Here is a 13,775-nt window from a genome sequence, read left to right on the forward strand (position 1 = left end):
TTTATATACGTCCTAGTACGATTGTCACATTATCTCGTGCTCCCGCATCATACACAAGGTGCACTAAATCTTCTAACGCTCTATTTTCATTTTGTTCTTCAGAAAGAACTTGTTCAATCTTGGATTCTTCAATATAACCAGATAAACCATCACTACAAAGTAAGATTCGGTCATTTTGAAGCAATTCTATCATCCCTGTATCGACTTCTACCGATTCATAGACTCCAATCGCACGAGTTAACATATTCCGTTTAGGATGATGAAGAACTTCTTCTTCTGTAATCGTTCCAGCTTCTACTAACTGTTGTACCATAGAATGATCTTTTGTCATACGTTGTAAGCCTTTTTCGCCATATATATATAAACGGCTATCTCCTACGTGAGCCCAATATAAAATATTATTTTGCACATAAGCCACAACAGCAGTAGTTCCCATACCTTCTAATTCCTTATAGGATTGGCTTTTTCTATACACCATATGATTTGCCTCTAGTATGGCATTTCGCAATACATGGGCAGATACTTCTTTAGACTTTTCTACTACATTTACAATAGCGTCTACCACCATAGTACTAGCATATTCTCCACCAGTATATCCACCCATACCATCTGCTACAATTAACAGCGGTCCTTGTGCATAAAAGCGATCTTCGTTTCGCTGGCGAACTAGCCCAGTTTTACTAATTCCTAAACTAATCATACCATTCCTTCTTTCAAAGATTGTTGATGTTGTATTTTTAATTGTCCACAAGCTGCTTGGATTTCATCTCCCATTTCCTTACGGATCGTTACAGATACACCGTAGGATTCTACAATAGACTTAAACTCTTGCATTGCTTTCATAGACGGTTTATATAAATTAATATGTTCATTTCCATTGACAGGAATTAAGTTGACATTACAATGAGGAAATTGTTTTGCAATAGTACCTAGTTCATGAGCTTCTTTTTCAGATGTATTCACATCTTTAATTAAAATATATTCAAAGGTTACACGGCGTTCTGTCCGTCGATAATATTCTGCCACAGCGTCTAGCACATCTTGTAAAGCATACGTCGCCCCTATAGGCATAATTTGTTTTCGTTTTTCATCTGTAGTAGCATGCAATGATAATGCTAATGTGATAGGTAGTTCCAGTTCTGCAAAACGATAAATATTGGGTACTAAACCACAGGTAGACACAGTCATTCGACGATAACCAATATTAAAGCTTTCTTTTTCATGAATAAATTGCAATGCTTCCATAGTATAATCGAAGTTTTGTAATGGTTCTCCAGATCCCATGACAACAATGGAGTTTACTTCTTCTTTGATGATACTTTCAAACAATAATAACTGCCCAACAATTTCAGCTACCGTCAGATTACGGAATAGGCCTTCTGTAGTGGATGCACAAAAAATACATCCCATAGCACATCCCACTTGAGATGACAAACACACAGAATTCCCATAGTGCTGCTTCATCAGTACCGTTTCTACTTGATGCCCATCAGAAAATCTGAGCAATAATTTCTTCGTATTTCCATCAGAACTAGTAGATTCTCGCACCACCGTAGGAAGTGTAATCGTACAGTGCGTAGCAAGCCATTCACGCATTGTCTGTGGAAGCTGTAACATATCTTCCATAGAGAATACGTGACGTTGATAAATATAATCCATAATCTGTTTCGCTCTAAACTTTGGAAACCCTCCATCTGTCACAACTTTACTTAATGCTGGCAATGAAAGGCCAAGTAATTCTATCATGCTCTCTCCTTACGTAAACGGGCTATAAAAAATCCATCCATATCATATACATGCGGTAATAAAGTAACCATAGGACCTTCTGCTGCAAACGGCAACAAGGGAGCCACATCTTCTAAGACAAAATTAGGGTTTTCTCGTAAAAAGTTTTCTACAACCCTTTCATTTTCCAATGTATTTATAGTACACGTAGAATATACCAAATGTCCCCCTACTTTTACATAGGAACTAGCATTTTGCAATATTTGTTGCTGTAACATTGGCAATTCTTGTAATTGGGATTCCTCTTTTCTCCAACGCATATCTAATTTCTTCTGTAAGATTCCTAGTCCTGAACATGGTGCATCTACTAGTACCGCATCAAAAGACTCTTTCCATTGTTCTTCTTTAACTGTAGCATCCCCTTGCTGTGGTTGCACATTAGATATTTTCATGCGTTTTGCATTTGCCTGCAACAGTTCTACTTTATGTTCATGAATATCCGTAGCTACGATAGTTCCTGTATTATCCATAAGGGTTGCCATATGTAATGTTTTACCACCCGGCGCTGCACAGGTATCTAAAATATGCATATGTTGTTTAGGTTGTACTGCATAAGCCACAGCCATAGAGGCTTCGTCCATGAATGTCATCAATCCCTCTTGTACCCATTTTGCTTCCTGCAATTGTCCTTTGTGAGATTTGATGATAATTGCATCTGGAATCATATGACTAGGCTCTACCACCCAATTTGCCTGTGAAAGCTCTTCTAATAAATCATGCCGACTAATTCGTAAAGTATTCACTCGCGCTGTCAATAATGGAGTTTCATTGAACCATTCACAGAGATCAATTGTTTCTTCTAGACCTCGTTGCTCTATCCATAAACGGACTAGCCATAAAGGTTGATTATAAATATAGGAAATTCTCTCCGCTTCCGAAGTGGCTAAAGCATCTACTCCAATATCTTCGCGCTGTCGATCTACATTACGAAGCACAGCATTGACAAAACGGTCTGTACCAGGTGCCACTTTTTTGGCAAGCTTTACACTTTCATTCACCGCAGCACTAGAGGGTACCTTATCCATATAGAGCAATTGATACACTCCGAGTCTAAGAATTTCTAGTACAAAATGAGATAATTTTTTAACCGGTTTCTTGGTAAAGTGAACGATAACGGCATCCAAGTAGTTTTTGCGTCGCACCACACCATATACCAATTCTGTAAAGAATCTACGATCTAAATCCTCTAGTCTTTCTTGCATCATATACTGAGGCAATACAATATTGGCATACTTCTTATCTCGATGTATATCTACTAAGGCTTTCATAGCTAGGCGCCGAATGTTTTTATGTTCTTTCTTTTGTTTCGTTTCCATAGAGTAACCTTTCTATGACAAGTCTAATGTCTTCTGTATTGACTCGCGTATTACAACAAGGACCACAAGGTCGTTCATTTAAGACACCAATCACAGGAATAGGAAATACATCTGCCATGCCACTGACTAAGTCTCTTTCACAGGCGATAGCCACAATCGCTTGAGGACGAATTTCCTTAATTTTTAAACGTGCTAATGTACCACCTGTGACTACCACAAAATGACATCCATAGGTATCTGCAATATCTAGCAAGGTTCCTACTTGGCATCCCCCACAGCGCTTACAATTATGTACATCTGTAGTCACTTTATGTACACAGCTAGATAATTGTATGCAATGCGGTGTAAGCAATAATAATCGTTCTGGTTCCACGCGATACACTTGGGTGCTCACGAGATGATTAATTAACGCAATCAAGGATTGACTCACTTCATCCTTTGTATACCCAAAACATCTAGCTAATACCGTGACCAAAGGAAATAAAAGATATAACCCACGATTGGATAGTCGCAATAAAATCGGATGTTGTATAGAATACATTGTGACTAATGCCATGTATATCCACATGGACCACCCAATCAATATAGGTAGTAGTAGCGCACTCTCTACGATAGGCCCGACAACAGGTCCCCATTGGGATAAGCTAGGATGCATCATCCAGACTATCCAACCCCATACCATGGAAATCAATAGCATTGCCACAGCCGTCACTGTTAAATATAGACGATAAGATTTATTCATCGCCAAAGCAAGCTCCTACTGCTAACTGATGACCACGAGCAAAATCACCTGCATTCATTCGTTTTTTATTTTCAGGCTGCACTTCTGTGACACGTAAGACCCCGTGACCAGTGAAAATACTGAAAGACTCTTTATCTACATGCACTATTGTCCCCTCTTTAGGATAACCACAAGCCCCTTGTAAATGTTCAGGAGCATACTTGGAGGTAGGGTCTACTTTTGCATGCCAAAACTTAATCCGTTTACCCTCTAAGAATGTATAACATCCAGGACTGGGATTGAAAGCTCTTATTTTCGCAGCTAATGTATGTGCTGGTTCTGTAAAGTTAAGATGTCCCATCTCTTTTGTAATTTTTCCTGTTTCAATAGCTTCTTCATGATTTTGAGGGACTCTTGTTAACGTACCTAATTGTAAAGCATCTACAGCTGGTACAATCATCTGTGCCCCTAATTTTGCCAAAGCTGTAAAGATTGTACCAGATGTATCCTCTTCTGTAACAGGAATGCGTTCCATGAGCAGAGTATCACCTGTATCTAATCCTTCGTCCATATGCATAATAGTCATACCAGTTTCTGACTCTTCATGAAGAATCGCATATTGAATAGGTGCTGCACCTCTAAATTTCGGTAATAAAGAAGCATGTAGATTAATACACCCCAAAGGAGGCTGATGAATAAGCCAAGGAGGCAAAATTTTTCCATAAGCAATGACTACCACAATATCAGGAGCCAAAACTTGTAATAATTCTTTCGCTTCTTCATTGCGCAAGGATTTTGGTTGATACACAGGAATATCATACTCTAATGCCACCTCTTTCGTCGGTGGCATTTGTAGTTTATTACCTCGCCCTTTCGGCTTATCTGGTTGACAAAATACACCTACCACAGTGTGTGGACTATCGATTAAAGCCTGTAACGTTGGGACTGCTATATCTGGAGTACCCATAAATACTATACGTAATGGATTCATTATTGTTGTTCCTTTTTATGGATAAAAATCTCATTGGGATTCACTAACTTTTCCACAAATAAAATACCATTTAAATGGTCGATTTCATGTTGAAAAATACGAGCTAAAAAGCCTTCTGCCTTAATTTTTATCTTTTTATTATTTCGATTGATACCATGTACTTCAATTTTGTCATAGCGTTCTACATCACCAAACAACTCCGGTACACTCAAACAGCCTTCTAAGCCTACTTGAGAGCCTTCTTTTTTCACGATTTCTGGATTGATAACTTCGATTAAGCCATTTCCATCATCTAGTACAATAATTCGTTTGGATACGTTGACTTGTGGTGCCGCCAAGCCTACACCATCTGTTTTATACATAGTTTCAGCCATATCATCTAATAATTGACGAATCTTTTTATTTACGAACTCTACCGGTTCTGCTATTTGTTTTAACACAGGATGCCCTGTTTTCATGACTTCTAAAACTGCCATAGTCCCTCCTATACTGGATCCACATCTATATAGATATGGGGCAATGTAAATATATCTGAATGATACATGTGTGATTTTAAATTCGATAAATCAATACCACGAATCATAATACAAAGTCGATACATATCTCGTATCTTTGCGGCGCCATTTTCATAGGGCCCTAGTATATCAATACGCTGACCTTCACAAGCCTGGCGCAAAGTGTTGGCTAATTCTGTCGCTCTTGTTCGTACTACTGAAAGCTTTTCATCTAATAAGGTAATTTGTATCATTTCACCAATTGGTGGATACAACAAAGCTTTACGAGCCTCTATTTCTTCCTCATAAAAGCTAACATAATCATGGTGCGTGCTGTGCTGAATAGCATAATGTTCAGGACTATAGGTTTGTACCACTACTTTTCCTGATTTATTACCACGACCAGCACGACCAGCTGCTTGCGTTAGCAAATTAAATGTTCTTTCAGAAGCCGTATACACAGGAATATGCAATACAGAATCAGCAGTAATAATTCCCACTGCGGTAACATTTGAAAAATCATGTCCTTTTGCCACCATTTGCGTGCCCAACAAAATATCATATTGACCAGCACCAAAGGCTTCTAAAATACGCTGAGATTCTCCTTTTTTAGAAGTTGTATCTTGATCTAGACGAGCAATTCTAGCTTGTGGAAAACGTTTTGCTAATTCTTCTTCTACTTTTTGCGTGCCTGTACCAAAAAATTTAATTTTATGGCTACCACAATGCGGACAAATTTGAGGCACTTTTTCATGATGGTCACAGTAATGGCAACGCAAGTCCTTCCCCGCTTGATGATACACCATAGATATATCACAGTGAGGACAATGGATAGGTTTACCACAGTCACGACACATGACAAATGTACTATGACCTCGGCGATTCAGCAAAAGAATGATTTGCTCACGTTTCTGTAGTGTTTCTTGGATTAAAGTATCTAACGCCATAGAAAATACAGAGTAATTCCCATAGAACATTTCTTCTTTCATATCCACAACAGTCACCTTAGGCATAGGTTGATGAAAAATACGATGCTCTAAAGATAGTAACTCATAGATACCTTGGCTCGCTAAATAATAAGCCTGTACGGACGGTGTAGCAGACCCAAAAATAAGCGGACATTGATGGCTTGCACTGCGCCATCTTGCCACCATGCGTGCATCATAACGAGTCATATCTTGTTGTTTATAAGATGGGTCGTGTTCCTCATCGACTACAATAAGACCGATATCTTCTGTAGGTGCAAACACTGCTGAACGAGCACCTATGATAATATGGCTATCTTTCCGACGTAAACGCTCCCAATTGTTATAACGTTCCGCTTTTGTTAACTGGCTGTGAAAAACGACCACTTCTTGACCAAACTTCTCTACAAATCGTCGCACTATTTGCGTAGTTAAGGCAATTTCTGGAACTAGAATAATAGCAATCTTATCTTGTTGAATCGTCTCTTGTGCAGCTTTTAGATATACTTGTGTTTTTCCACTACCTGTCACACCATGGAGTAAAAACGCTTTACTTTTCTGGTTAGCAATGCACTCCTGAATAGGTTCGTATACAGCCTGCTGCGACTCAGTTAAAGGAATGTCTATACTATCCACAACTTCCTCATACCGTGTTTTCGTCATTTCATACCGCCAATCTATGTCGATATGAGAACATTCTTTTACTTGCTTAATGACAGGCAAACTAAATCCTGCCAATCGTAAGGCACTTACTGAGGTTGCTCCATGTTCTAATAAGTATTCCGCCAACAAACGTTGCTTTTGTTTCCTCACTCCAAATAGTTCTACATGAAAGGAATCCTTAGGCACAAGCCATTCAATTTTAGGTCTGTCATAAGATTTTAATTTACTTTTATCGACAGTAAATAAGCTTAATGCTTCTGCAAGGGTACATAGATAATACTCGCTAAGCTTACGAGCTGTTCTCAGCATTTCCGTTGAAAACCAAGGTGTTGGATCTAATACAGCTAATATGGGTTTTATCACAAATGATGGATTTTCTATGTCACAATAACCTATAAGGATTCCCTCTTCTTTAGAGGCTCCTAAGGGAACTGCTACGCGAGTTCCAATAGGTACATTCCCTAATGAATCAGGGATTTCATAGGTTAAAGGTTTATTCAATTGTTTCGCAGGACGATTAATAATAATTTCACCTAAACGCATCATAACCTCCTGACTAAACACTCTTCATTATACCACGTTTGTACCTTCGATTCATACTATTTCATACCCTACTTCTACACATTTGCATATGATGAAATTTCTTTTAGGAGTAAGATGATAGGACAAAATCACTTGGTAGTATAATTACATCTTCTTATAAGATGTAAACCCATGACAACCTAGACTCTTATAATTTATATACATGACAACTGGGGTAACAAAAATAGAGGACAAAGACATACGTCTTTATCCTCTATATATGTATCATTCAAAAGCGAAGGGCAAATTAATCTATTATAAGCCTGCTTCTTTACGAAGTACTTCTGCTTTATCTGTGCGTTCCCATGGAAGGTCTACATCTGTACGACCAAAGTGTCCATATGCAGCAGTTTTTTTATAATGTGGTTTCAACAAGTCTAACATTTCAATGATACCTGCTGGACGAAGATCAAAATGTTTACTTACTAATGCAGAGATTTTTTCTTCTTCGATTTTTGCAGTACCAAATGTTTCCACCATGATAGATACAGGTTTCGCTACACCAATTGCGTAAGCTACTTGTACTTCACATTTATCAGCAAGACCAGCTGCTACGATATTTTTAGCTACATAACGAGCTGCATATGCTGCGGAACGGTCAACTTTTGTAGGATCTTTACCGGAGAAAGCTCCACCGCCATGACGAGCCATACCGCCATAAGTATCTACAATAATTTTACGACCTGTCAAACCAGCATCGCCTTGTGGACCACCGATTACGAAACGACCAGTTGGATTGATAAAATATTTAGTATTTTCATCGATGAATCCTTCTGGAAGTACTGGATCGATAACATATTTTTTAATATCTGCTTGGATTTGTTCCAATGTTACTTCTGGACCATGTTGTGTAGAAATAACGATAGTTTCAATACGTTTTGGTTTACCATCAACATATTCTACAGTTACTTGTGTTTTACCATCTGGACGAAGGTAATCCAAAGTATTATCTTTACGAACTTTTGTTAATTGATGAGATAAACGGTGCGCCAAACTGATAGGCATAGGCATTAATTCTTCTGTTTCATTGGATGCAAAACCAAACATCATACCTTGGTCACCAGCACCGATTTTATCAAAGGCATCACTACCACCTTCACGAGATTCTAATGCTTCATCAACACCCATCGCAATGTCTGCAGATTGTTCGTCAATCGCTACGTTAACGCCACAAGTATCAGCATCAAAACCGAATTTTGCACGAGTATAGCCGATTTCACGAATTGTATCGCGAACAATGTGAGGAATATCTACATATGTATTGGTAGTAATTTCGCCTACTACATGAACTTGGCCTGTTGTTACTAATGTTTCACAGGCAACGTGCGCTGTTGGATCTTTTTCTAAAATAGCATCCAATACAGCATCTGAAATTTGGTCAGCAATTTTGTCTGGATGACCTTCTGTTACAGATTCAGAAGTGAAAAATACATGTTTTTCTGCCATGAATAAACCTCCAATAAAAAAATTCCTCATCCCAAGATGAGGAATTATATCCCCATCTTCCGATCAAATATCGTTGGATTTAGCACCTCTTCCATCAGGAATGGTTGCTGTAGCTTCACAGGGCCTTTCCCTCCACTACTCTTGATGAGACTTGTATCATACATATAATACTTAGTTTAAAATCACTAACATGTATTATAGCATAGATTTATAGGTCTGCCAAGGCTTGAATGATGCGTTCTGCCACATCAAGTTTCGACATATTAGGTAAACTTACAATTTGATCTCCAGGATAAATAAATGTCACTTCGTTTGTATCTACATCAAATCCTGCATTTAATTTACTCACATCATTAGCCACTAACATGTCCAAATTCTTTTTGCGCACTTTTTCTTTTCCATAGGTAATAACATCTTGTGTTTCCGCCGCAAAACCAATTAATTTTTGTTGCTGTTTACGCTCTCCTAAGCTTGCTAATATATCTGGATTTTTTACTAGCTCTAATGTCATAGTTTCTTGTTTTTTTATTTTATTGTCCGCTACTTCAGCTACACGATAGTCCGCCACAGCCGCAGCCATAATCACCGCATCTGCAGAGTCATAGTGTCTATCTATAGCCTCTTTCATCTCTGTAGCAGAACAAACTATAATACGCTCTACACCAATTGGCACAGCAAGATCTGTGGGAGCAGATACCAAGATTGTCTTAGCTCCTGCCTGGGCCGCTTTTAGAGCCACTGCATAACCCATCTTCCCACTGGAACGATTCGTAATATATCGAACTGGATCAATTGCTTCTTGTGTGCCACCAGCGCTGACGATAACAGTTTTACCTTGCAGTAGTTCTGTTTTCCCTAAATGAAAGTCCACCCAGTCCATAATTTTTTGCGGATCTGGCAAACGCCCTTTTCCTTCTACCCCACATGCTAGGAGTCCACTGTCAGGTTCTAGCACATGAACACCTCTACCACGCAAGATAGTTAAATTTTCTTGCACAGTTGGATGGGTATACATGTTACTATTCATAGCTGGACATACAAATACAGGGGCCGTAGTCGCCAATAATTGGGTAGATAACATATCATCTGCAATACCATTGGACATCTTAGCAATCATATTAGCCGTTGCAGGTGCTATCACATAAGCATCTGCCCAAGTTGCATAGGCAATATGCTCTACATTCCAATTCTGTACATTTTCAAACATTTCCACAGCCACTTTGTGTTTACTAATTTCACCAAACACAAGGGGACTCACAAATTTAGTGGCATTTCTCGTCATTACCACTTTTACTTCTGCTCCCGCTTTATATAAACGGCTTACTAAATCCACTGCTTTGTAGGCTGCTATTCCTGCTGTTACACCTACTACAATATGCTTACCCTTCAAAGGTCTCACCTTCCTATAGAACTAATGCAATTAATAGACTTTCTATACTCACCCTATTATACAGTATCTGGATAAGTAATACATCAATATTTTTATCCATAAAGACTCAAAACATCTTTATCCACGAAAAAAGCTGTATACAAATTAAAAGGAGCATAATTTGTTACAGCTTTTTACATATTTATATGATGAATATAAAATCCATCAATGATTGACCTCTACAGAGGTAATGATAAATGAACTACTGTCTTTACCGGCTTCTTGGTACCATCTAATTTTTTAAATCCTAAGCTTGTATATAATTCTTTTGCATTTTCCATACTTGGCAAGCTATCTAGTAGCAATGTTTTATATCCAAATTCACGAGCATCTTCTACTACCATTTTAGCCATATTTGTACCTAAAGAACTGTGCCTAAATGCTGGACGAACATACAACCGTTTCATGGCCGCTGTTTTACTATCTACATAACGCAACGCAACACAGCCTGCTGGTTTGTTATCGATAAAGGCAATATATAAGGCTTCACCTTCACCTTTATATTTTTCTTCCAGTCCATGAAACTCTCTTAAATTAGCAGATACTCCTAATGATCGTACATACTCTACAAACAAATCTTTTACTTCATCAATATAATCGTGGCCATTACGAATTTCAAAATTCATAGTATACCTCCTCATAGTATTACATGAAACTGATATTGTTAGTATTCGACGAAATTATAAAAACTCCTTTTATTTTTTTAATTTTGTATGACTAGCAAATATAAAAATCTCTAATTTTAATAAAAAGCACCTTTTAAGAGTACCTCTCAAAAAGTGCTTAATTAATGTTATTTGTGCAATGTTTGACGATTTTCTTGCAATGCTTCTAATGTACGCTCTAAATTAGATTCTACATATTTGAATACATCACTAGCATATTGAATAGAACTATTTTTGAGTTCTTCCGAAGATTTATTAGCCTCTGCAATAATATGATTAGCATGTTCTTGTGCTTGTTTTACCAATTCACTTTCTTCTGTTAATTTTTGAATGTATTCTTTCGCTTGTTCAATTAATGCATCCGCTTGTTTTTGACCTTCCGCTACAATACGATCACGCTCTGCTACAATACGACGAGATTCTTCTAATTCAAGGGGCAAAGATTCTGTTAATGCATCTACAATACGCATAATTTCTTCTTCTTCAATTAATTTTTTATTTGTCATAATCATATTGTTACTAGTAACAATTAAATTTTCCAACTCTTCTAATAATTTTTCTGTTCTCATGATGTCCTCCTATTTATCTTGTTTTCTATGAAATTTATCTTCCAATGCTTGTTTCACAACTGTAGGTACTAAGCCATCTAACTTACCACCATACCTAGCCAATTCCCGTATACCTGTAGAGCTTACAAAGGCATATTTATTATTGGTCATAATAAAAACAGTTTCAATCTCATCATCCAAATATTTTGAAAACAAAGCACGTTGAAATTCATACTCAAAGTCACTTAAAGCTCGAAGTCCACGGATGATGATATGACTATCTCGTGATTTCACATACTCATTCAACAAACCGCTTCCAAAATCAACTTCAATGTTAGAAATATGTGATACAGATTGACGAATTAACTCTGCCCTCTCATCCAAAGTGAATAAATACTTCTTATTTGGATTTTCTAAAATTACTACTATTAACTTATCCACTAATTTACTAGCGCGCTCAAATATATCTATATGTCCATTTGTAACAGGATCAAAACTACCTGGACAAACTCCAATTCTCACAGTATAAGCCCCTTTCTATGGTTCTCGACAAAGAATGTCAACGCGAGTATACCCAAAGGATAAAGCTTTCACAACCACCCACTTAGGCAATAATTCTAGAGTTTCATTCTTATGGCGTTCTATAATTAAAAAGCCATCTTCGGTAAGTAATTGTAACTCGTCCACTAAGTCCAAAGTTTTTTGAACATACCCTTTTTCATAAGGGGGATCTGAAAATATTAACTGAAACTGCTTTCCTTGTAACCGTGTAAGTGCTGATTCCATAGTACATTTCATAATTTCTAATTGATCATCTACTTTACAGTGTCGGCTATTACTTTGGATATAATCAACAGTGCGTGTATCTACTGCGATGGCATGACTAGCACCTCGACTTAAGGACTCTATGGCTAATGCGCCAGTACCCGAAAACAAATCTAGCACCTGAGCTTCAAAAAATCCTCTTCGACTTTGTATAACATTACAAATACTCTCACGCACTCGATCTTGTGTAGGTCTTGTATCCATACCCTTCGGAGCCTGTATAGTATGCCCTTTGGCTGTTCCTGAAATAATTCTCATATAATTTACTACCTATACTTGTATATTCTACATGATTTTACTATGGGGTACAATAGATTTTTTATAAAATCTTCCTCATAATCTATTACTTATTACAAACTTCTTGTTTTACATCTCGCATCATTAACTGCATCAACACCTCAGCAGGAGAAACTTGATGATATAATACCTCATACAAAGCATTAGTAATAGGCATATCAATCCCTTTTACTTTAGCTATGTCATATATAATACGTACTGCAAAAAAACCTTCTACCACCATTTGGGATCGATTAATGATATCCTCCATAGTTTCTCCATTTGCCAACTTTTGTCCAGCTCGCCGATTCCGACTATGGGGACTCATACAAGTAGCGATCAAATCTCCCATTCCTGAAAGCCCTGCATAGGTTTCTGATTTTGCTCCCATGGCAACACCAAACTTTGTCATTTCATGAAGACCACGAGTTAATAAGGCTGCTAACAAATTATCTCCTAATTGCATGCCATGTGCAATTCCCGCTGCTAAAGCAATAATATTTTTTGTGGCTCCTCCTAGTTCTACGCCGATTACATCTGTATTCCCATACACTCGAAAACTAGGACCTCCCAAAGCACGTTGCAAACTACATATAGCATCTTCATTTTGACTTGCTACAACTGTGGCAGCCGGCAAACCACGGCCTACTTCTTCTGCATGATTAGGCCCAGATAAAATAGCCGTTGCTTTCACTAAGCCCTGTACCTCTTCTTCAATAACCTGAGATAATCGCTTTTCACTATCTTTTTCCAATCCTTTAGAGCAACCTACTATAATCATAGAAGGTCCTAGATAGGGCTTTAATTCTTGTAGAGTACGCCTCACATAAGTTGATGGAGTAACCATCAATACCACTTCTGCATCTTGTAAAGCTTTGCTATAAGAATGTTGAAACTCTAAAGTAAGTGGTAAAACTACATCTGGCAAATAAGGGTTAATACGATATTCACGCAAATAATTTGCTTTTTCTTCCGTGCGACAATACATCGTCACTTGATGCCCCGCCTCTAGCCCTTTTAGAGCTAATGCAGTGCCCCAGCTACCTGATCCAATGACTGCAATTTTCAT

14 protein-coding genes and 1 riboswitch are annotated in these 13,775 nt (G+C 37.8%); all 14 genes read right to left on the reverse strand.

The features are described 5' to 3' along the window. Position 1 precedes the first annotated feature (1 nt). Positions 2-700: a Stp1/IreP family PP2C-type Ser/Thr phosphatase gene (locus EO119_RS03885; RefSeq protein ID WP_126940753.1), complete on the reverse strand. Its 699-nt coding sequence runs from the start codon at positions 698-700 to the stop codon at positions 2-4. After that, on the reverse strand, positions 697-1,746 hold the full coding sequence (gene rlmN / locus EO119_RS03890) for a 23S rRNA (adenine(2503)-C(2))-methyltransferase RlmN (protein ID WP_126940754.1): 1,050 nt from the start codon (positions 1,744-1,746) through the stop codon (positions 697-699). The genes EO119_RS03885 and rlmN overlap by 4 nt, the downstream gene beginning before the upstream one ends. Next, complete coding sequence (rsmB, locus tag EO119_RS03895) at positions 1,743-3,101, reverse strand: 16S rRNA (cytosine(967)-C(5))-methyltransferase RsmB (protein WP_126940755.1); 1,359 nt, start codon at positions 3,099-3,101, stop codon at positions 1,743-1,745. The genes rlmN and rsmB overlap by 4 nt, the downstream gene beginning before the upstream one ends. After that, positions 3,073-3,843: a DUF116 domain-containing protein gene (locus tag EO119_RS03900; RefSeq protein WP_009353455.1), complete on the reverse strand. Its 771-nt coding sequence runs from the start codon at positions 3,841-3,843 to the stop codon at positions 3,073-3,075. Before EO119_RS03900 ends, rsmB begins: the two co-directional genes overlap by 29 nt. After that, on the reverse strand, positions 3,836-4,813 hold the full coding sequence (fmt, locus tag EO119_RS03905) for a methionyl-tRNA formyltransferase (RefSeq protein ID WP_126940756.1): 978 nt from the start codon (positions 4,811-4,813) through the stop codon (positions 3,836-3,838). Before fmt ends, EO119_RS03900 begins: the two co-directional genes overlap by 8 nt. After that, positions 4,813-5,289 (reverse strand): peptide deformylase, encoded by a 477-nt coding sequence (gene def / locus EO119_RS03910; protein WP_009353453.1) that lies wholly within the window; start codon positions 5,287-5,289, stop codon positions 4,813-4,815. The genes fmt and def overlap by 1 nt, the downstream gene beginning before the upstream one ends. Positions 5,290-5,297: 8 nt before the next feature. Beyond that, a complete protein-coding gene (gene priA / locus EO119_RS03915; RefSeq protein ID WP_062402415.1) occupies positions 5,298-7,478 on the reverse strand; it encodes a primosomal protein N' in 2,181 nt (726 codons plus the stop codon). Positions 7,479-7,772: 294 nt separating this feature from the next. After that, on the reverse strand, positions 7,773-8,963 hold the full coding sequence (gene metK, locus EO119_RS03920; protein ID WP_126940757.1) for a methionine adenosyltransferase: 1,191 nt from the start codon (positions 8,961-8,963) through the stop codon (positions 7,773-7,775). Positions 8,964-9,012: 49 nt separating this feature from the next. Further along, positions 9,013-9,114, reverse strand: a riboswitch (SAM riboswitch). 57 nt (positions 9,115-9,171) lie between these two features. Next, entirely contained in the window at positions 9,172-10,353 is a 1,182-nt protein-coding gene (coaBC, locus tag EO119_RS03925; RefSeq protein WP_126940758.1) for a bifunctional phosphopantothenoylcysteine decarboxylase/phosphopantothenate--cysteine ligase CoaBC, read from the reverse strand. A 218-nt stretch (positions 10,354-10,571) separates the two neighbouring features. Next, positions 10,572-11,018: a GNAT family N-acetyltransferase gene (locus tag EO119_RS03930; protein ID WP_009353257.1), complete on the reverse strand. Its 447-nt coding sequence runs from the start codon at positions 11,016-11,018 to the stop codon at positions 10,572-10,574. A 167-nt stretch (positions 11,019-11,185) separates the two neighbouring features. Beyond that, a complete protein-coding gene (locus EO119_RS03935; protein WP_009353256.1) occupies positions 11,186-11,626 on the reverse strand; it encodes a hypothetical protein in 441 nt (146 codons plus the stop codon). A 9-nt stretch (positions 11,627-11,635) separates the two neighbouring features. Continuing rightward, the gene (gene coaD, locus EO119_RS03940; protein ID WP_062402407.1) at positions 11,636-12,127 is read right to left on the reverse strand and encodes a pantetheine-phosphate adenylyltransferase; all 492 of its coding nucleotides are present in this window, start codon (positions 12,125-12,127) and stop codon (positions 11,636-11,638) included. 15 nt (positions 12,128-12,142) lie between these two features. Beyond that, positions 12,143-12,688: a 16S rRNA (guanine(966)-N(2))-methyltransferase RsmD gene (gene rsmD, locus EO119_RS03945; protein WP_126940759.1), complete on the reverse strand. Its 546-nt coding sequence runs from the start codon at positions 12,686-12,688 to the stop codon at positions 12,143-12,145. 85 nt (positions 12,689-12,773) lie between these two features. Next, positions 12,774-13,775 (reverse strand): NAD(P)H-dependent glycerol-3-phosphate dehydrogenase, encoded by a 1,002-nt coding sequence (locus tag EO119_RS03950; protein WP_062402402.1) that lies wholly within the window; start codon positions 13,773-13,775, stop codon positions 12,774-12,776.

Origin of the sequence: Veillonella sp. CNR 79/14 (genome assembly GCF_003992185.1) — a bacterium.
GTDB lineage: Bacteria > Bacillota > Negativicutes > Veillonellales > Veillonellaceae > F0422.

Bases quoted from the DNA above. Each gene is read 5' to 3' on its own strand.
- EO119_RS03900 (WP_009353455.1), bottom strand. From the start codon at position 3,843: ATGAATAAATCTTATCGTCTATATTTAACAGTGACGGCTGTGGCAATG.
- metK (WP_126940757.1), bottom strand. From the start codon at position 8,963: ATGGCAGAAAAACATGTATTTTTCACTTCTGAATCTGTAACAGAAGGT.
- def (WP_009353453.1), bottom strand. From the start codon at position 5,289: ATGGCAGTTTTAGAAGTCATGAAAACAGGGCATCCTGTGTTAAAACAA.
- priA (WP_062402415.1), bottom strand. From the start codon at position 7,478: ATGCGTTTAGGTGAAATTATTATTAATCGTCCTGCGAAACAATTGAAT.
- EO119_RS03950 (WP_062402402.1), bottom strand. From the start codon at position 13,775: ATGAAAATTGCAGTCATTGGATCAGGTAGCTGGGGCACTGCATTAGCT.
- rlmN (WP_126940754.1), bottom strand. From the start codon at position 1,746: ATGATAGAATTACTTGGCCTTTCATTGCCAGCATTAAGTAAAGTTGTG.
- fmt (WP_126940756.1), bottom strand. From the start codon at position 4,813: ATGAATCCATTACGTATAGTATTTATGGGTACTCCAGATATAGCAGTC.
- EO119_RS03935 (WP_009353256.1), bottom strand. From the start codon at position 11,626: ATGAGAACAGAAAAATTATTAGAAGAGTTGGAAAATTTAATTGTTACT.
- rsmD (WP_126940759.1), bottom strand. From the start codon at position 12,688: ATGAGAATTATTTCAGGAACAGCCAAAGGGCATACTATACAGGCTCCG.
- rsmB (WP_126940755.1), bottom strand. From the start codon at position 3,101: ATGGAAACGAAACAAAAGAAAGAACATAAAAACATTCGGCGCCTAGCT.
- EO119_RS03885 (WP_126940753.1), bottom strand. From the start codon at position 700: ATGATTAGTTTAGGAATTAGTAAAACTGGGCTAGTTCGCCAGCGAAAC.
- EO119_RS03930 (WP_009353257.1), bottom strand. From the start codon at position 11,018: ATGAATTTTGAAATTCGTAATGGCCACGATTATATTGATGAAGTAAAA.